General features: G+C 63.6%; 14 protein-coding genes and 2 pseudogenes. 4 read left to right on the top strand and 12 right to left on the bottom strand.

The features are described 5' to 3' along the window. The 6 genes and pseudogenes from IVA96_RS32370 to IVA96_RS32345 all read right to left on the bottom strand — a co-directional run. Nucleotides 1-858, bottom strand: a pseudogene (locus tag IVA96_RS32370) (RNA polymerase sigma-54 factor); the annotation flags it as partial. Between the two features lie 89 nt (nucleotides 859-947). After that, nucleotides 948-1,967, bottom strand: a complete 1,020-nt coding sequence (lptB, locus tag IVA96_RS32365; protein ID WP_247276534.1) for an LPS export ABC transporter ATP-binding protein — start codon at nucleotides 1,965-1,967, stop codon at nucleotides 948-950. A gap of 247 nt (nucleotides 1,968-2,214) precedes the next feature. Beyond that, the gene (locus IVA96_RS32360) at nucleotides 2,215-2,928 is read right to left on the bottom strand and encodes an LptA/OstA family protein (RefSeq protein WP_247276535.1); all 714 of its coding nucleotides are present in this window, start codon (nucleotides 2,926-2,928) and stop codon (nucleotides 2,215-2,217) included. Nucleotides 2,929-2,933: 5 nt separating this feature from the next. Beyond that, nucleotides 2,934-3,671, bottom strand: a complete 738-nt coding sequence (gene lptC, locus IVA96_RS32355) for an LPS export ABC transporter periplasmic protein LptC (RefSeq protein WP_247276536.1) — start codon at nucleotides 3,669-3,671, stop codon at nucleotides 2,934-2,936. A 157-nt stretch (nucleotides 3,672-3,828) separates the two neighbouring features. Further along, complete coding sequence (locus IVA96_RS32350) at nucleotides 3,829-4,443, bottom strand: ribonuclease D (protein ID WP_247276537.1); 615 nt, start codon at nucleotides 4,441-4,443, stop codon at nucleotides 3,829-3,831. A gap of 111 nt (nucleotides 4,444-4,554) precedes the next feature. Next, nucleotides 4,555-5,805, bottom strand: coding sequence for a UbiA family prenyltransferase (locus tag IVA96_RS32345; RefSeq protein ID WP_247421595.1), 1,251 nt, complete (start codon nucleotides 5,803-5,805; stop codon nucleotides 4,555-4,557). Between the two features lie 350 nt (nucleotides 5,806-6,155). On the opposite strand from IVA96_RS32345, the pseudogene IVA96_RS32335 reads away from it, so the two are divergent. Then, nucleotides 6,156-7,426, top strand: a pseudogene (locus tag IVA96_RS32335) (MFS transporter). A gap of 541 nt (nucleotides 7,427-7,967) precedes the next feature. Here IVA96_RS32335 and IVA96_RS32330 read toward each other — a convergent pair. The 5 genes from IVA96_RS32330 to IVA96_RS32310 form a co-directional block, all read right to left on the bottom strand. Then, nucleotides 7,968-8,204, bottom strand: a complete 237-nt coding sequence (locus tag IVA96_RS32330; protein ID WP_247421588.1) for a 4-oxalocrotonate tautomerase family protein — start codon at nucleotides 8,202-8,204, stop codon at nucleotides 7,968-7,970. A gap of 13 nt (nucleotides 8,205-8,217) precedes the next feature. After that, the gene (locus IVA96_RS32325; RefSeq protein ID WP_247421585.1) at nucleotides 8,218-8,928 is read right to left on the bottom strand and encodes an SDR family oxidoreductase; all 711 of its coding nucleotides are present in this window, start codon (nucleotides 8,926-8,928) and stop codon (nucleotides 8,218-8,220) included. Between the two features lie 422 nt (nucleotides 8,929-9,350). Then, the gene (locus tag IVA96_RS32320; RefSeq protein WP_247421582.1) at nucleotides 9,351-9,941 is read right to left on the bottom strand and encodes an NAD(P)H-dependent oxidoreductase; all 591 of its coding nucleotides are present in this window, start codon (nucleotides 9,939-9,941) and stop codon (nucleotides 9,351-9,353) included. Nucleotides 9,942-10,002: 61 nt separating this feature from the next. Then, nucleotides 10,003-10,668, bottom strand: a complete 666-nt coding sequence (locus IVA96_RS32315; RefSeq protein WP_247421579.1) for a VOC family protein — start codon at nucleotides 10,666-10,668, stop codon at nucleotides 10,003-10,005. A 197-nt stretch (nucleotides 10,669-10,865) separates the two neighbouring features. Next, nucleotides 10,866-11,903 carry an alpha/beta hydrolase gene (locus tag IVA96_RS32310; RefSeq protein ID WP_247421630.1) on the bottom strand — a complete coding sequence of 346 codons (1,038 nt, stop codon included), beginning with the start codon at nucleotides 11,901-11,903 and terminating at the stop codon, nucleotides 10,866-10,868. Between the two features lie 345 nt (nucleotides 11,904-12,248). Between IVA96_RS32310 and IVA96_RS32305 the strand changes: the two genes are divergently transcribed. Genes IVA96_RS32305 through IVA96_RS32295 form a run of 3 tightly spaced genes read left to right on the top strand, consistent with a single transcriptional unit; the run spans nucleotide 12,249 to nucleotide 15,638 of the window. Continuing rightward, nucleotides 12,249-12,716 carry a (2Fe-2S)-binding protein gene (locus tag IVA96_RS32305; protein ID WP_247421577.1) on the top strand — a complete coding sequence of 156 codons (468 nt, stop codon included), beginning with the start codon at nucleotides 12,249-12,251 and terminating at the stop codon, nucleotides 12,714-12,716. A gap of 1 nt (nucleotide 12,717) precedes the next feature. Further along, a complete protein-coding gene (locus IVA96_RS32300; protein WP_247421575.1) occupies nucleotides 12,718-14,910 on the top strand; it encodes a xanthine dehydrogenase family protein molybdopterin-binding subunit in 2,193 nt (730 codons plus the stop codon). Further along, the gene (locus IVA96_RS32295; protein ID WP_247421573.1) at nucleotides 14,907-15,638 is read left to right on the top strand and encodes a hypothetical protein; all 732 of its coding nucleotides are present in this window, start codon (nucleotides 14,907-14,909) and stop codon (nucleotides 15,636-15,638) included. Before IVA96_RS32300 ends, IVA96_RS32295 begins: the two co-directional genes overlap by 4 nt. Here IVA96_RS32295 and IVA96_RS32290 read toward each other — a convergent pair. Then, nucleotides 15,635-18,520 (bottom strand): winged helix-turn-helix domain-containing protein, encoded by a 2,886-nt coding sequence (locus IVA96_RS32290; RefSeq protein ID WP_346347922.1) that lies wholly within the window; start codon nucleotides 18,518-18,520, stop codon nucleotides 15,635-15,637. The genes IVA96_RS32295 and IVA96_RS32290 overlap by 4 nt on opposite strands. Nucleotides 18,521-18,663 lie beyond the last annotated feature (143 nt).

Below are 18,663 nucleotides of genomic sequence, written 5' to 3'. Positions count from 1 at the left end.
GATGTCCTCGTCGTCGACGCCGCAGACCTTGCGCAAGGACGCGATGTCGCGCTTGGCGAGAAGATCGAGATGCTCGACCAGGGCCTGCATCGCCGGATCATAGCGGTCGAGCTCGCGGAGCTGGATCGCCAGGCATTCGCTCAAGTTGCGCGCGCAGACGCCGGGTGGATCGAATTTTTGCAGCACGGCAAGAACGTCCTCGACGTCCTGTTGCGATGCGCCGAGACGCTCGGCGGCCTGGCCGAGATCCGGCGGCAGATAGCCGGCCTCGTCGACGAGGTCGATCAGGTACTGGCCGATCATGCGCTGCGCCGGCGCGGTGAAGGCAACCGAGAGCTGCTCGGCAAGATGGTCCGACAGGGTCCTCTCTGCCGCGACGAAGGCTTCGAGATTGTAGGGTTCATCGCCGGAGGCACCACCGCCCCACTCGGTGTAAGTGGTCGGCGCGGCGTCCTGGGCATTGCGCGCGGCCGCCTCGGCCGGCTCCTCGGAGAAGACGTTGTCGAGGCCGGTGTCCAGGGTCTGCTCGATCTCGGCGCGGGTGCCGAGATCCTTGCTCATCCATTCTTCCTGTCCGGGCTCGAACGCCTCGGCGCTGCCGCCAAAGCCGTCGTCACCAACCCCATCACCGTGGCCGCCTTCGTCACCATCACCGAACTGGCTGGCCTCCGCGGTCGCTTCAGCGCCGCCGGCCTCGTCATTGGCCCGCTCCAGCAGGGGATTACGCTCGAGTTCCTCCTCCACGAAAGTCGTGAGATCGAGATTGGACAATTGCAGCAGCTTGATCGCCTGCATCAGCTGCGGCGTCATGACCAGCGACTGCGATTGCCGGAACTCTAATCTCTGCGTAAGCGCCATGAAGCAAGAACCGTTCCCAAAATTGGTCCGATTTTTGCTTATCCTAGTCCGGGCCCGATGTACACGCCTTGACGCCGCGCAAAAACAGGCTAGAGGCGGAATTCCTCGCCAAGGTAAAGCCGGCGCACGTCCGGATCGGCGACGATCTCATCCGGGGTACCCTCGGTCAGGATTTCACCGGCATAGACGATGTAGGCACGATCGGTGAGGCCGAGCGTTTCGCGCACATTGTGGTCGGTGATCAAGACCCCGATGCCGCGATTGGTCAGATGGCGGACGAGGTCCTGGATGTCGCCGACCGCGATCGGATCGATGCCGGCGAAGGGCTCGTCGAGCAGCATGTAGTTCGGCCGTGTCGCCAACGCGCGCGCAATCTCGACGCGGCGGCGCTCCCCACCTGATAGCGCGATCGACGGCGATTTCCTGAGGCGCGTGATGTTGAACTCGTCGAGCAGCGAATCGAGCTGGTGCTCGCGTTTCTTGCGCGAGGGCTCGACCACTTCGAGCACCGCGCGGATGTTCTGCTCGACGGTGAGGCCGCGGAAGATCGAGGCCTCCTGCGGCAGATAGCCGATGCCGAGCCGTGCGCGCTGATACATCGGCAGCTTGGTGACATCGTGCCCGTCAAGCTCGATCGCGCCGCGATCGGCCTTGATCAGGCCGGTGATCATGTAGAACACGGTGGTCTTGCCGGCGCCGTTCGGGCCGAGCAGACCGACCGCTTCGCCGCGGCGCACGTAGATGCTGACGCCGCGCACCACCTGACGACTGCCAAAGGCCTTTTCCACACTGTGCACAGCCAGGAAGCCGGGCCGCCGCAGCAGCTGCCCGCCTGTACCATTGGATCTGCTGCCGGCCCTGACCGGGTGAACCGCCTGCGGACGCGGCGGCTCGGCTCGATAGTCCGCCTGATAGTCGGCGTGATGGTCTCCTTGGAACTGGTCGGGCGCACGCACCGGCTGGCTCCGGGCGGTCGGCGGCGCATCCCGCACCGGGCTGGTGACGAGACCGCCGACATCGTCACCGAGCGCGCTGATGTCCTGACGCGCAAATCCTGGCCGGCCGCGTTTGGCGGGTCGCCGACGGAACATGCTGAAGAGATCGACCATCCCCGCCTTCTAGCCTTTCACGACGATCCTGCACGACAATCCTGCACGATGGTCCGCGCGTGATCCCGCGATCTGCCGCCCCGGTCTTTGCGATCCGCCGGTGCAGCCTGAGTGAGGGATGTCTCATGCCCAGTGAAACACGCCCGAAAAGCGGCGAACCCCGCTTCGAAAGCCCTTCGCGCTAGATACAGTCTTGCCGGGCAAGCTTCAACCTCGGATCGGGAGCAACCAAAGCAAGTTATTGAATTTACTTTTGTTTACTTGCGCCGGGCAACTGCAGAGGCGGTGCTGTGCCGGGTTTGGCGCCTTGCCCGCAATCATTGCTGCCGCCCTGCGGCAGCAGGGCCTGGACCCGGCCGCTCTCGGATTCCACCCGCGACACGCCCGTGGTCATGTCGACCATCAGGCGGTCGCCGCGCAGCACGTTCTTGCACTGCGTCAAGACCACGCCGCCGAGCATGGTGATGAGGTTGGTCTTGGTGTCGAACACGGCGGTCTCGCCCGTTACCACCTGGTCCTTCTGAGTGACCACGACATTGCCGCGCGCCTCCAGCCGCTTGATCGCGGAGCTGCCGCCCGGGCCGGGCGTTGTCGACTGCATCGGTGCCGCCTTCGCGCCCTTGGCCGCCGGCTGCGGCACGGCCGGCTTGTCGCCGCCGCCCGATTCATAAAACACCACCAGCGTCTTCGAGGTCATGGTGGTGTCGCCCTGCACGACCTTCACATTGCCGGCGAAGGTCGCCTCCTTCTTCTTGTCGCGCATTTCGAGCGAGGCGGCCTCGATCTGGATCGGCTGGTCGCGGTTTTGCGAAAAGCCCTGCATCGCGTTGGGCACGCCTTGCATCGTGCTCTGTGCAATGGCGGCCCCGCCAGCGACCACCGCAACGACGGCGGCGACAAGCACGGCTGTGCCGAGGACGGCACTCCGCATGTAGTCGCTGCGCGAAAAAAAACTGATCATGGAAATCACTTTGAATTGGCAGACTTGTTCTGAGGCGTACGCGTCTTTGCAGGTGGCGCAGGCTCGGCCGGGGGCGCAGGCTGTGCGGCGGCGGGGTCGTCCAGCTTGTCCAGGTGCATCACCACATTGCCTTCGAAGCGGATGAGATCGCCGCCCTCGGTGATCCGCAGCCGGTCCGCGGTCAGCGTGCCGTTGGTCAGCTTGACGTCGACGCGCTCGTCGGAGGTGACCGTGCCCTTGTTCATGTCGACGAAGGCCGAGTTCAGCCGCGCTTCGTAGCCGGTCGAGGTGCGCAGCAAGATGTCCTTGTGCAGATCGAGCTGCTGCTGCTTGTTGTCGAAACGGCCGGTGCGGGCGTCGAGGAACAGGGTGGATTGATCCTCCATCAGCACCTTTGCACGCAGATCCGAAAGATCGACATGATCGGGGTCGGTGATGTCCTGCGTCGCGGTCTTGGCCCAGAGCTCGTAGGGCCGCTGGTCAGGCGTGAAGCCGGCGAGGTGCGGCGTTTCCATGGTGATCTTAGTGCCCGACACCACCAGGTTTCCGGAATCGAGCGGCAGTTTCGGCATCAGCATGCGGAACGGATTGAAGACCGACACGCCGACGATGGCGGCCATGGAGAGCAGCACCGCGCCCGGCACCGCGACACGCAGAATCCGCACCAGGCGGCTGTGGCGCGCCGCGCTGGCAAACTTCGCCGCAAGCGCGGCGTCGTAGGTGGGATTCTGGGCCGAATTCACCTGGACTCCTGATTCACTCCTGAAGTGGCGCTCGCCTTGTCCGGTGGAAGGACGCCCCATTGTACCCGGCGCCGCCAAAATATGCAGCCGGCGACAGGCCGTTACGAAAGTGTCCGAAACGGGGCGGCAGCCCTGACCCTAGCGGCCACGAGCGGCATCAGGAATGCGCGAAAATGTCCTCTTCCGCCCAGCCCTGGAGGTCGAGCAGGGCGCGGGTCGGCAGGAAGTCGAAACAGGCCTGCGCCAGCGCGGAGCGGCCTTCCCGCACCAGCATGGCATCGAGCCGCTCGCGCAGGCCGTGCAGATGCAGCACATCGGAGGCGGCATAGGCGAGCTGCGGCTCGCTCAGGCTGTCGGAGCCCCAGTCGCTGGACTGCTGCTGCTTGGAGAGGTCGATGTTGAGCACCTCGCGCACCAGGTCCTTCAGACCGTGGCGGTCGGTATAGGTGCGGGTCAGGCGGGAGGCGATCTTGGTGCAGTAGATCGGCCCGGTCATGACGCCGAAGGTCTGGTACAGCACCGCGATATCGAACCGCGCGAAGTGGAAGATCTTCGTGATGGCGGGATCGGCCAGCAGCGCCTTCAAATTCGGCGCGTCGGTGTGCCCCTTGGGGATCTGCACCACGTCGGCGCTGCCGTCGCCGGGCGAGAGCTGCACCACGCAGAGCCGGTCGCGGTGCGGGTTCAGGCCCATGGTCTCGGTGTCGATCGCCACCGCTGCGGTGTAGCGGGACAGGTCGGGCAGGTCGCCGCGATGCAGGCGCACGGTCATGGCGTTTCAAAACCTCGAATGGTGTCGGCAGAATAGGCTAATCGGGATTCCCCGCGATGTATCCACTCACGGCGGGCCGCGCAAGCGCCGGCCGTGACCTTACGGGTCCGGTCAGATCGCCGCCAGCATGATGCAGATCATCGCGGCCACCGTGATGCGGCTGGGGCCGTCGCGGAAAGCGTAGATGATCGGATCGTCAGGCATCTCGCGGCGGTGCGCCATCATCAGGGCGCGGCCGAACCAGTAGAGCAGCAGCGGGTTGAGCAGCCACAGCATCCAGGGACGGCTGTAGAGCGGCGTCACCGCGGAGGAGGAGACGTAGAGCGAGAACACCGTTGCCGCGTTCATCGCGCTCGCCGCCGCCATCGCGGCGATGACATGCAGATCAGTGATCCTGTAATCGCGGTTGGAGGGATCGGCGAGGCCCGCGCTCTCGCGCATGCTGAGCTCGCTGAAACGCTTGATCAGCGCCAGCGAGGTGAACACGAACAGCGAGAAGATCAAAAGCCATTCCGACAGCACCACGCCGACGCCGACGGCGCCGGCGATGATGCGCAAGCTGTAGAGACCAGACAGCGTCACGACGTCGACCAGCATCTTGCGCTTGAGCGCGAGCGAATAAGCGATCGTGGTGACGAGATAGGCGCCGAGCACGCCCAGGAAGAGAGGCGAGATGCAGAGGCTGGCGACAAGCGCGAACAGCCACAGCGCAGGAATCGCTGCTAGCGCCGCGGAGATCGGCAGATCGCCGGCCGCGAGCGGGCGATGGCGCTTGGTCGGATGCTGCCGGTCGGCCGAAAGATCCAGGAGATCGTTCATCAGATAGGCGCCCGACGCGCAGGCGGAAAACGCCATGAACGCCAGCAATGCATAGCCGAGCGTTGGAAGGTTCATCTGATGCGCGGTGAGCGCCGGCACGAACACCAGCGTGTTCTTGGCGTATTGATAGACGCGCAGGGCCTTGGCCCAGGTTTTCCAGCTGACGTGGCTGTGGCCGCGGCTCTCGATGCGCTCGATCGCGCCGCGATCGAACGGCAGCGTATGGCCCGCGGCAAGATCGGCCGGCGTCACGACGCCGTCAAAGCCAAGATGTGCGGCAATGCCCCCCGCATGATCGGCGAAACGTCCGGCGACAAGATATATCTTCGCGCCCTGCGCCCGCGCCGCCAGCGCCTGATTCAGCACATCGGAATCATAGGGCAGATGGGCATAGTCGATCTCGGCCCGCGCCAGGATATCCGTGAGCGCGGCCATACCCGGGCGTCCGCCGGCGCCGAAGCGGGCCAGCATGCGGCCGGGCGCACTGAACAGCGCTTCCATCAGCAGTTCGGAACGCAGCAGCGCGCCTTCCAGATCGATCACAAGCGTCCGCCCAGCCGCCGCAATTGCCGACGGTGCGGGGGCGCCAGAATCATGTTGCCAGGCAGGCTGCTCCATCCGGAAACACTCTTACTTGACGCAAAATGACCGGCCCAAAGGCCGGGGAGCAGGGGAAAGGGATGGTCGCGAGCCTAGAGGGCATTCGCTAAGGGCGGCTTAATTCCCCCGGACAGGAGCGGGTTCGCGCGGGCGCCCTGTTGCCCGGATCCCACAACCCGCCCCGCGCTTCCTGTTGCGGCAGAGCTTTTACCTTGCCGCCGGTGGACATCGTCGCCGTCCACCCTATCTGCCAGTTTCGCGCGCCCCGCCGCGCTTACCCTGAATCAGGTGCCATGACCGAACAGACGCTCGCCGCGGCCGTCGACGACCCACAGGAGCGCCAACGCGGCTTTTCGCGCTATCAGGCGCTGCTCATCGCGCTGCTCGCGTTCACGCAATTCACGATCATCCTCGACTTCGTCATCATGTCGCCGCTCGGCGCCATCCTGATGCCTGCGCTCGACATCACGGCCGGGCAGTTCGGCGTCGCGGTCTCGGCCTACGCGTTCAGCGCGGGGATCTCGGGCATCCTGGCCGCCGGCTTTGCCGATCGGTTCGTCGCAAGCGCCTGCTGCTGTTCTTCTATGTCGGCTTCACGCTCGGGACCATGCTCTGCGCCGCCGCGCAGAACTACCATGTGCTGCTGCTCGGCAGGATCGTGACCGGATTGTTCGGTGGCGTGATCGGCTCGGTTGTGCTCGCCATCATCACCGATCTGTTCCCGCTGCACCTGCGCGGCCGCGTGATGGGCTTCATCCAGACGGCGTTTGCCGCAAGCCAGGTGCTCGGCATTCCCGCCGGGCTGTTCCTCGCCAATCACTGGAGCTGGCATGTCTGCTTCGCCGCGATCGTCGTGGTGTCAATCGCAGCGATCGCGGTCATCGCTTTCACCATGGAGCCGGTCGATGCGCATCTGAAATTGAAGCAGGACAGAAACCCGTTCCGGCACTTGATCGCGACCGTCGGGCAGAAGCGCTATACGCTGGCCTTCGCCGTCACGACGCTGCTGGCGACCGGCGGGTACATGCTGATGCCGTTCTCCAGCGCCTTCACCGTGCACAATCTCGGCATCGACATTGCGCATCTGCCGACGATCTATCTCGTCTCCGGCCTGTTCAGCATCGTCACGGGGCCTCTGGTCGGCAGGGCGAGCGACGCGTTCGGCAAATACCCGACCTTCGCGTTCGGCAGCGTCGTGTCGGTGATCATGGTGCTGGTCTACACCCGTCTCGGCCACGTCTCGCTCGCGACCGCGATCCTCGTCAACGTCTTGATGTTCGTCGGCATTTTCTCGCGCATGATCCCGTCGCAGGCGCTGATGTCGGCGATCCCCGATCCGAGCCAGCGCGGCTCGTTCAGCGCGGTCAGCGCCTCGCTTCAGCAGCTCTCCGGAGGACTCGGCTCAGTGCTCGCCGCCGCCATCATCGCCCAAGCGGCGGACGGCTCGCTGATCCATTTCGACCGGCTCGGCTACGTCGTGGTCGCGACGACGATCGTCGCGCTGGGCGCGATGTACTTTGTGCAGAAGGCGGTGGCGGAGCGGGCGGGAAAGCGGGTGGTGTGAGAGCGGACGGGCTGATCTGTCCCATCAAGGGACCCATGCCACCTCGGTGCTTGGATCGTCGGCTACCATCGCGACTGATCGGAAGCAGCCCCATTTTGCGTCAAATCTTGGTGCCCAGGAAAGGATTGGAACCCCATCCAAGAAAGCTCAACAAAATCAGTCGCTTAACTCCGCGCCTAGTCTACCGCTTGTACCACTGGGATGTGCTGGTGTCGACCGTATCTTGATCACTAAACGTGAGACACTGCTTGATGGCGGTGGGGCTGCGCCTGGAGGAGCGCTTGGGGAGCTTTGGCATGCTCGGCTCCAAAACATGACAATCGCCGGCGTATACGGCAGGTCATGCTTGGCCGTCACCGGGCTGCGCGAATTCCAGACTGCGGAAGCGCCGACGCGGCTGAAGATGCGGGTGATCAAGGTTCGTCGAAGGCGAACTCAAGATCTTTACCCATTAGATAGACCTCCTCCGGGTTGAGCTTTTCATGATCGCTTCCTCCGTGTCGACCGGCAGACGGGCCATGCTGGCGCGGAGCCAGGCGGATTATCCCGGGGGATCCTCGCGACGGCGCCGGAATTCCAGCGCGGGCAGGCCGCCCCAGCCCCAATTGTCGGTGTCGACCTCTTCAATCAATACGAAAGTGGAATCGAGCGGCTTTCCGAGCACGTCGCGCAAGAGCTCGCTCGAACCCTTGATCAACGCCGCCTTTTCCTTCGCGGTGAGTGACGCCGCTCCGGGGGTCGTTCCTTCGCGGGTCACTTGAATGGTGACAATTGGCATGTTCATGCTCCGTTCAGTGACCGGCGCTTTGGCCGCCGTCAACGTGGAGTATCTCGCCGGTGACGAAGGCGGCGTCCTCGAGATAGAGCACCGCACCTACGATATCCGACATCTCGCCCATGTGGCCGATGGGGTGCAACGCATTGAGCTGCGTATGTGCCGCGGTGGGATGCATCGGTGACTTGATGATGCCGGGGGAGACGGCATTTACCCGGATGCCGCGTTTGGCGTATTCGATCGCAAGCGACTTGGTCGCCGCATTCAGTCCACCCTTGCTCAAGGAGGCCAGCACCGACGGCACGTTGGAGTTGGCATGGTCCACCAGCGTCGTTGTGATCTGAACGACGTGGCCGGACGCCTGCTTCTCCATCTCGGCGATGGCGAGCTGCGTGATGTTGAAGAATCCGGCCACATTCGTGCCCATCACCGCCGCATAATCCTCGGCGGTGTATTGCGTGAACGGCTTGGCGACGAAGATGCCCGCATTGTTGACCAAGGTGTCTACGCGGCCAAAACGGGCCACCGCCTGCTGAACAACACGTTCGGCGGTGGCACGGTCCGCGATATCGCCGGCAACCGCGAGGACGTCATCGTGCCCGGGCGGCTTCATGGAGCGCGCCGTCGCGACGACGCGGTAGTTGCGATCGCGGAAACCCTGGACCAGGGCGGCGCCAATGCCCTGAGATGCACCGGTGATGATGGCGACCTTCTGTTCAATACCCATAGCTGACTCCTATTGTTTGTTTAAGCGGCGCCAGCGCTGGCTGACTTGCCCCTTACCTACGCGCGGTTGCGCCCGTTCTCTTGGTGTCGCTACGATTATGCCGGAGGCCCGCAGAATTGCTCGTTGTGTATTGTTAAGCGGTGTTAGCGCCGGGCGTCGCGCTTGCCTCTCGCTGCCCGCGACTTGCTGCTTCGTCGCATGCGCGATCGAAGCCCACATCGCATCGATGCGCTAGGCTGGCTTAAGTCCTCAGCTGAGTTCTTGGTGGTTGGCCACGCAGAAGAATATGGCAGTCGCCCATGCAAGCTGAGCCCGACTATCTATGCAGCTCGGCGCGTCCCGAGAAAGCGGAGATGCGGCTCCTCGGTGCAAGGAAGCCGCATCAAAAGACGCTTTGCGTTCGAGCCCGACAGCTCGCAGGGTCAGTAAGGAGGACTCTTGCGCTCTCGTTGTGCGTTCGCCGCCTCCACCCACCACATGAGGTCGTCGGCGAAGCGAGGGAATGCCTGCTCCAGCGCTTGGCCGCCGTCACCGGTCGTTCCGCCATCTGCAGACAGCGTCTGGCCGATCGAGCCGACCGCAATGGTGCTCGACACGACCACCATGCCCATTTCCGATAGCGTGCCATGCCATGCGCTCGCAGCCCGGGCTCCGGAAAGGCGGCCGGCAGAATAACTGACGATCGCCGCGGGCCTCCAGAACCACTCCTCCAGGAAATGATCCGTGAGGTTTTTTAGCCCCGGCTGGACTCCCCAATTGTATTCGCCGGTGACGAACACGAAGCCGTTCGCGTTCCGGATCTTGTGGGCGAGCTCCTCCAAGACCGCCGGAGCCTTCCCTTTGGGCCACTCCTTGTACATCCGATCGAGCATCGGGAGATTGATTTCCTTCGCATCGATCAGTTCGGCGTCCGCGCCCCGCCGACGCAGCTGCTCCACCACGAAGTCCGCGAGACGGATCCCCATCCGATCGGAGCGATAGGAGCCGTAAAATACGAGAATTCTGTTCGCCACGTCAGCTCTCCAAATCAGGTTGGAGACGGTTCGCCCGACTGCAGGCGAACCGTCTCGGCTGTTATTTCGGCGTGCTGCCGCCGGATTGCTCACTCGCGATGTACTCGGCGTACCAGTCGGGCCAGTTCTCGTCCCGTTGACCAGTCTTTTCCTCGTGCTCGCCATGGGCGGCCGCGGCGCGACGAAGGGCCGCCGCAAGGTCGGTGGCCGAAGTGAACGCGATGTTTCCCTCGACGCGGCCCGGAAGCCGCTGCGTCACCTCCTGCAGCAACCATCCGTTTCCATCGGGATCGCTGAAGGAAGCCAATGTGAAATAGCTGCGGCCCTCCGGATCGCGTCCGCCGATCCGCACGCTTCCGAATAGGTGAGGCTCGTCGGCACCAGCGTGAACCTTGTTCGCCCCGTGGAAGGCTTCGCCGACCTGAACGCCTCTTGCGATCAGTTCCTTTCGAGCCGCCTCTATATCCGACACGACCAGGTACAATCCCTTCGCGGACCCTGGAGCCGCCGGTGTGACATTGGTCCCGAAGATCACGGAGGCGCCGGAGCCCGGCGGCGTGAACTGGATGACGCGGAAACCATCGTCGAAGATGAAGTCGGCATCCAACCTCCATCCCAGGTTGCCATAAAACTTTTTCGAGCGCTCCACGTCCGATACGGGAATGACGATGACCTCGAGCTTCATGTCGACGGTACGTACTTTGGCCGGGCTTACTGCAATGGTCATGTTTCTCTCCTGCTGTTACCTTGAGTTGATGTCACTGCGCTATCAACTGGCCCCAGTAAGCGCGTGACGGGCTGTCGGCCGCTCGTTCGTCAGAACGAGCTGGGGGCCAAACTGAACGGCCATCAGAACGAGGATGGCCACGAGAATGATGAAAGCTGAGATCCGGCGCATCCTGCTTCTCCTGCTTCTAAAGGTCGCTAAGCGAGCGACACGACGTCCAACGCGGCCTGCGTGAACGCCTTGGGGGATTCCTGAGGCAGATTGTGTCCGATGCCGCCCGTGATCGTTCGGTGCGCATACCTGCCGCTGAACATCCGTGCGTAGGCGGAAGGGTCCGGGTGCGGTGCGCCGTTCGCATCCCCTTCGAGCGTGATCGTCGGCACCGCTATCACCGGAGACAGTGCAAGGCGCTTTTCCAGCTCGTCGTATCGTGTCTCGCCCTCAGCGAGTTCCAACCGCCAGCGATAGTTGTGAACCACGATGGCGACATGGTCGGGATTGTCGAGGGAAGTCGCGGTGCGATCGAACGTCGCGTCGTCGAATTGCCATTTCGGTGAAGCCGTTCGCCAGATGAGCTTCGAGAACTCTCGGCGATACTTCTCGTAGCCAGCGCGACCGCGCTCCGTCGCGAAGTAGAACTGGTACCACCATTCCAGCTCGGCCGGGGGCGGCAGCGGTTTCTTGCCGGCCTGCTGGTTGCCGATGAGATAGCCGCTGACCGACACCAACCCGTCCACCCGCTCGGGCCAGCGCGCCGCGACGATGTCGGCCGTCCGAGCGCCCCAATCGAATCCGGCCAGTGTTGCCTTGCTTATCTTCAGCGCGTCCATGAGCGCGAGCACGTCGACCCCGAGCGCGGCGGGCTGCCCGTTGCGCATGGCGCCATTGGATAGAAACTTCGTGCTTCCGTAGCCGCGAAGATACGGCACGATGACGCGACGACCTACGGCCGCGAGTAGCGGCGCGACCTCGGTGAAGCTGTGGATGTCGTAGGGCCAACCATGCAGCAGGATGACGGCCGGCCCGTCCGCCGGACCGAGTTCGGCGTACCCGACATTCAGGAGTCCGGCATCGATCTGTCTGATCTGACCGGTCCAGGAAGCGGCGGTCGTCGGGACATTCTGACCGGGCGCGGCGGAATCGGCTGCCCTCGACTCCGACATACCCAATCCAAGCTTCGCCCCGAGCGCGAGTGCGGCAGCATGGGCGATGAGATGCCTGCGCTCATGATCGATATTCGTCACTGATCTTCTCCGTGGCCGGTGGTCCGTTCGAGGGACATGCTGCACCGAGACGGGGTCGTTGGCTCGTTAAGCGTTGTTACGCCTTGACGAGCGAAGACCGCGGTCGGCCGACCATCGCCCGAAGAGGGCGCCGTCGAACCGAACGGTCGCCTCGCAACAACTCGAGCAAGACCCTGAGAAACCTTGCTTTTGCTGCTCGGCGAGTGGCGTCAACACCGCTTAACAACGCCTAACGGGCTTTTCCCGAAGCTTCGGGCGATGGTTCGAGGGCACAAGCGCCGCACTGCCGCGGTGCTGGGGTCCAGGCCTCAGGAAAGCGAGAAGGGGAGACGAGCAATGGCCTTCACAATCCAAGTCAATGGCACGTTACGCGTCCTAGACGTGGACGGCGATACACCCCTGTTGTGGGTGCTGCGCGACGTTCTCGGAATGACCGGCACGAAATTCGGGTGTGGCGCGGCTCTTTGTGGCGCTTGCACCGTGCACCTGGACGGCGTCGCGGTTCGATCCTGCGTTACGCCTGTCGACGGCGTCGGCACCTCTCAGGTCACCACGGTGGAAGCGATCGGGCACACGGAGGTCGGAGGCAGAGTCCAGCGGGCATGGCTCGAGCAACAAGTCCCTCAATGCGGGTACTGCCAGTCCGGTCAAATCATGTCCGCCACGGCGCTGCTCGCGAATACGCCGCATCCATCGGACTCCGAGATCGACGAGGCGATGGGCGGCAACATCTGTCGCTGCGGCACGTACGTACGGATCCGCGAGGCCATCAAGCTGGCCGCACAGTCCAGCAAGGGAGGCTGAGATGCAGAAGGACCGCAGGCAAGAACGCCCCGAGGGCGGTGAACTATCCCGGCGCCGCTTCCTCATCGCGGCCGGCGCCGCAGGTGGCGGACTGATGATGAGCATGGTTCTTCCGTCGGCAGACGTTCGCGCGGCGCAAACCGAATTTGCCCCGAACGCTTTCATTCGGATCGGTCAGGACGACCAGATCGTCTTGACGATGCCGTATGTCGAGATGGGTCAAGGGACTTATACTTCCATCCCCATGCTCATCGCGGAAGAGCTCGAAGTGAAACTCAGCCAGGTGCACCTGGAGCATGCTCCCGCCAACCAAAAGCTGTATGCAAATCCTCTCTTGGGCGTACAGGCCACAGGCAACTCGAATGCGATCCGGGGTGCGTGGAAGCCGCTGCGCGAGGCCGGAGCGGCGGCCAGGATCATGCTCGTGACCGCAGCCGCGAACCGCTGGGGTGTCGACCCCTCGACCTGCAGCACGCATGAGGGAGAGATCGTCCACACCGCGACAGGCCGCCGCGTGCGCTACGGCCAGATTGCGCAGGATGCCGCAAGCGTGCCCGTCCCCTCCCGAGTAAGCCTGAAGGATCCCAGCGCTTTCAAGCTGATTGGATCGCCCGCGCCACGGCTCGATATCAGCGGGAAGGTCGACGGAACGGCCGTCTACGGCATCGACGCACGGCCACCCGGGCTGCTGTTCGCCACGCTCGCACAGTCTCCGGTCTTCGGTGGGCGCGTGAAGAACCTCGACGCAAGCGCTACGATCACGATCACCGGCGTCCGCCAGGTCGTACGACTCGACGACGCAGTGGCCGTCGTCGGCGAGCACATGGGTGCAGCGAAGAAGGGGCTGGATGCGCTTAGGATCGAGTGGGAGGACGGTCCTCATGCTGATCTTTCGACGGAAACAATCGTTCACGAGCTCGAACAGGCCGTTCGCGGAAGCGGCGCGGTCGCCCAGAATATCGGCAACGCCGAAGCCGCCATCATGGCGGCGAGCATCAGGGTCGACGCAAATTATCAGCTTCCGTTTTTGGCGCACGCGACGATGGAGCCGATGAACTGCACAGTCCACGTGCGGCAGGATGGTTGCGAGATCTGGGTCGGAACTCAGGCGATCGCTCGCGTGCAAGCCGCCGCTGCAAAAGAGCTCGGTCTACCTGTCGAAAAGGTGATCGTTCACAACCATCTTATTGGCGGCGGTTTCGGAAGACGTCTCGAGAGCGACGGCGTGGTCCGCGCCGTGCAGATCGGGCGGAATGTCAACCGGCCTGTCAAAGTCGTCTGGACACGCGAAGAAGACATCCAGCACGACCTCTACCGTCCATCCTGGTTCGACAGCATCTCGGCCGGCCTGGATGAACAAGGGCATCCAATTGCCTGGCTGCATCGGTTTGCAGGATCGTCCGTGATCGCGAGATGGCTGCCACCGGCATTCAAGAATGGTCTCGACCCCGATTCCACGGAGGGCGCCATCGATCTGGTTTACGGACTTTCGAACCTGCACGTCGAGTATGTGCGTGTCGAGCCGCCCGGAATCCAGACGGCGTTCTGGCGCAGCGTCGGACCCTCGCACAACGTCTTCGTCGTCGAGAGCTTCATGGACGAACTCGCGGCGGCAGCCAAGCAGGATCCCGTCGCGTACCGGCGTGCTCTGCTCGACAAGTCGCCCCGCGCACGAGCGGTGTTGGATCTGGCCGCCGACAAGGCTGGCTGGGGACGTTCTCTATCCAAAGGCACGGGGCTCGGCGTCTCGCTGCAGTCGGTCTTCGGCACCTACCTGGCGCACGTCGCCGAGGTAGAAGTCGCGAAGAACGGAACTGTCCGCGTCAAACGTGTGGTCTGTGCGGTCGATTGCGGCACGGTCGTAAATCCCAACACAGTCCAAGCTCAGATCCAAAGCGCCATCGTCTTCGGCACCACCGCAGCGCTCTACGGAGAGATCACGCTGAGGAACGGGAGGGTCGAACAGTCGAACTTCGATAACTACCAGATGTTGCGGATGGATCAGGCTCCAGCAGTGGAAGTCCATCTCGTCGGGAGCAAAGAGCCTCCAGGCGGAATGGGCGAGGCCGGCACGTCAGCAGTCGTACCGGCCATCGCAAATGCGATCTTCGCCGCGACAGGCAAGCGCCTTCGGCGGATGCCGATCGACGCCTCGGCTCTCGCAGAAACATCACCAATGGAAGTCGCTAGATGATTGATCTACTCGCGAATGCGGTCCAGGCTCATGGCGGCCTGGATCGCTGGAGAGCGCACAGCACCCTCGCTGCAACCGTCCTTATGGACGGTGAGCTCCTGCTGCTGAAGGGCGCGCACGAACATCCAGGACCCCGGAACATCCGGATGGATCTTGACCGGCCATCCATCATGATAGAGCCATTCTTGGATGCGGCGCGGCGCACCGAATTCACGGCCGGCGGCGTCGCCATCAAATCCGACACGGGACGACTGATCGCCCAGAGGCGAGATGCTCGCGCTTCATTCGAGCATCATGATCTCCGGACGTGCTGGGACCCGCTGCATCAGGCCTACTTCGAGAGCTACGCGCTTTGGGCCGACCTCACCGCCCCCTTCTCGCTTGCGGCCCAGGAAATCGAATGCCAGGAGATCGATCCGCGACGCGAACGCGGAGAACTCTGGCGCGGCTTGCGCGCGACCTTTCCGCCAGCTTCCATCAGGTACAGCGCTGAAGAGGACTTCTATTTCGGAAGCGACTTGCTCCTCCGGCGCCACGATTACCGTCTAGAGATCGCAGGAGGTGTCCCGATGGTACGCTACGTGTCCGATGCGGTGACCGTGGACGGCCTCGTGATCCCCACTCGCGGTGCAGTCTATCTCCGACATCCCGACGGGACGGCGATGGCAGACGCGTTGATGCTCTCTGTTCGGCTATCGGACCTTCAGCTCGCCGGGCAAGTTCCCTAAGCTGAGGATGAGCTGTCCAGGAGAGCACGAGCAGTCTTCAGGTCACGGGTTTCGAACCCTTCGGAGAAGCGCTGATAGGTTTCCGCCAGACCGGCCATCGGTTTCGGCGCTCCCTGCTGCAATTGCAGACGAGCCCGGGACATTTCCGTCCTCAAACGCCATGACAGGGCCCCTTGCTCTTCGGCCAGGTCAGCTGAGGCCCGAAAGCTGTCCTCGGCCGCTTGTTGGTTTCCTGCCCCTGCCTCGAGCTCGCCGCGGAGCCGGAAAAGCTCCGGCGCGTCGAACGCTTCGCCCCGGGGCCCGCAGCGGTCGATCGCTTCGCCGAGAACCGCAAGCGCGGATGAAATCTGACCGAGCGCGGCTAAGCCCCTCGAGAGGTCCGCGACGAAGGCAGATGCGTACAGCTCGTATCGGTCCGCATGAAGTCGCTCGAGGGAGGTCCGAAGGACGGAAACGCCTTCCTCGAACTGTTCGCGTTCGATCAGTACCTGGCCTCGAAAACCCTCGGCCACGGCTTGATAGGTCACGAGGCCGTGCATGTTCGCGCGAGCGGCCAGCCGCGCGCCCAAGCTTTCCACCGAGCTCCAGTCGCCCACCCAGCCGTAGACCGAGGCCGACCAGCACAGCGCGATACAGTACATCACGGCATCGCGAGGCGCCGCCGCCTCGGTCAGCGGCCGCACGCATTCGACCGCTCGGTCCGGATAGCCCCGCAGCCACAGAACGCGTGCGAGAGGGATTTGAGGTGTTCTCGAATAGGCGAAATGGGTGGGCTGCGCATCCCGGAGAGCTGCCTGGCCTTGCATGCCTTCGTCCAGATGCAGCTGAGCGGCGCGTTGGTCTCCCAAAAGGTGCCAGGAAACGCCAAGCAGCGCCTTGCCTCCCGCAATCCCTGCGCGGTCGCCGATCTCTCGCGCGACCCTATCCGCTTCCGTCGCTATAGGAACGAGCCGACGATACTCGCCCGTGCGGCGGTAGAACATGTTCGATCGCGCAAGCAGCCTGTACTTGCTGAACTTGTCGCCCAACGCTTCCGCGATCTCAAGGCCACGTCCGAGCGCAGCTTCGGCCTGTTCGCCGTTACGTTCCGTGAACATAAAGGCATGACCCAAGGTGGACTGGAGGTCGAGCTCCCACGCGGTCCCTTCCGTGACTTTGTCGAGGGCATCGAGCGCCCGGGTCGACCAGAGTCGCCCCTCGCTCAGCAAGTTGAGCTCCACGAACAGACGGGCACAACAGGCGGCCAGCGGAACACGAAGTTCGGCGGCTCCCTCTTCGCTGTAAACCCAAGACAACGCTGCGCGCGCATCCGCCAGCAGCGCGGCACGTTCCTGAGACCAGGCACCCTGGTTGGCGGAATTGAGCTCGGTGCTGGTCGCCTCCAGAGCATGACGGACGTACTCGGCATGCCGGTGCGAAACACCCCTCGTCTCTCCCATTTCCGAGAGCTTCTGCAGCGCATAGGCCCGTGTTGTGTCGAGAAGCCGGTAGCGGGTCGAAGAAGGTCCGGAACGCGCGGACACCAGTGATTTGGCGACAAGCTGCTCGAGCATCTCGACCACGGACTCCGCCGCTTCACCCTCCTCGCCCGCAATGGCGACGGCGCCCTGAAGCGTGAATGGACCAGCGAAGACGGAGAGATGCCTAAGGACGAACCTCTCGCGTTCTCCGATCAGCCCATAGCTCCAGTCGAGCGTGGCACCGAGCGTCTGATGACGCGGAGGAGCGGTGCGTCGTCCGCGCCACTCCAGCTTGAGCCGCCCGTCGAGCAGAGAGGCGATCTCTTTCAACGAGTGCGCTCCTACACGTACAGCAGCCAGTTCGATCGCGAGCGCAATGCCGTCCAGCTTCCTGCAGATTTCCGTAAGGACGCCCGCATCCTCATCGTCGACTTGTATCGGATGTCCCGCCGCGGCGGCCCTTTCCATGAAGAGTCGCGCGGCAGGATAGCTCAAGACGTCGCTCGCAGTGAGTCGATCACCGTCGGGAGGGCTCTGAAGAGGGACCAGCTCGAAGATGTGCTCTCCCTCCACGAGCAGGGATTCGCGACTGGTTGCGAGAATGCTGACCTGCGGCGCCTGCTCGACGATCATCTCCGCGAGGCTGGCGACGACGTCGATGACGTGCTCGCAGCCGTCGAACACGAGCAGGCAGCGCCTCTCCCTCAGGTATGTGAGGATGCTCTCGGTCGGATCGGCATGATAGACCACCAGCCCCAGTGCCGAGGCGAGCGTCGTCGCAACGAGCGGCGGCTCTCTGAGCGGCCCCAGATCCAGAAAGCGCACCTGTCCCTCAAAAACTTCCCAGAGTTCGTGCGCCACCGCGACGGCAACCGTCGTCTTTCCGATGCCGCCAGGCCCGCGGAGCGTGACGAAGCGGTCTTCGACCAACCGAGCGGACAGCTCCCTGAGGGTGTCCTCGCGCCCGATCATGCGCTCGAGCCGGTGAGGCAGCGAAGAGACGTTGAAGTTGTCCGGTGCGGCCGACCTGGAGGGCGCCGTGGCTTGCAAAGAGACGCGCTGCACCGGGGCGACGAAGCAATATCCCCTGCTTGGGACATTGGTGATGTACCGGGCGCCGTCCTTGCCATCGCCGAGCACCTTGCGGAGCTCTGCGATATGCACCCGCAAGCTGATTTCCTCGACGGCAAGACCAGGCCAGGCGAACGCAAGTATCTCGTGCTTCGAAACCACTTCGCCGGCCCGGTCGACCAGAATGCGGAGAATATCCGTCGCCCTGCTGCCGAGCCTCACCGGCGCGCCGCTCTTCTCCAGAACGCGCGTCCTGAGCGAAAACGGTCCGAATGAGACAGTGTCGTGTTCGGGCAACTGACCGCCCGTGTTGTCCGAGCCGCTCCCCGATGATCGCGCATTCACCTGCACGTACGTACTCCCACGGCCCCTGGAATGCTCCGCCAGCTGACCGATAGTAGCGGCGCGGTCCTCCTCTGAGAACCCGGAACCTTTGGCGCGCCCGATCGCGGCCGAGCACCGAAGAGTGGCTCTTGTTGGCATGCCAGGAGCGC

The sequence above is a fragment of the Bradyrhizobium sp. 159 genome, assembly GCF_023073795.1.
GTDB lineage: Bacteria > Pseudomonadota > Alphaproteobacteria > Rhizobiales > Xanthobacteraceae > Bradyrhizobium.
Note: the sequence above shows the minus strand (reverse complement) of the source record. Positions and strands in the feature narration are given on the sequence as shown.